Here is a 309-nt window from a genome sequence, read left to right on the forward strand (position 1 = left end):
AAGTTGCCGTGCCCGTCGGTCTTGTACAGGCACAGCTGCGGGTCGCCCTTGGCGTGGACGATCACGTCGTCGACCTCCTTGCCCCCGAGCAGCGAGGCGCGGAGGGTGACCTGGACGCTGTTCCCGCCGGTCGTGCTGCTGGCGGGTGCGGCCGAGGCGGCCCCGGAGATGGCCGGAGCGGTCGCCGGGTCCAGCGTCGGGAGGATCAGCCGCAGGTTGCCACTAGGGCCGGGGTGCACGTCGTCGGTACTGCGGTCACCGGGGAGGTCCCCCGAGACCGGACTGTCTGCCGTCTCACCCCGCGCGCTG

General features: G+C 72.5%; 1 protein-coding gene. It reads right to left on the reverse strand.

All coding sequences use genetic code 11. The features are described 5' to 3' along the window. Positions 1-239: hypothetical protein (locus UK12_RS42590; protein WP_231591530.1), on the reverse strand; the 239-nt coding region annotated here is incomplete at its 3' end. Positions 240-309 lie beyond the last annotated feature (70 nt).

Source organism: Saccharothrix sp. ST-888 (assembly GCF_000955975.1).
Classification (GTDB): Bacteria; Actinomycetota; Actinomycetes; order Streptomycetales; family Streptomycetaceae; genus Kitasatospora.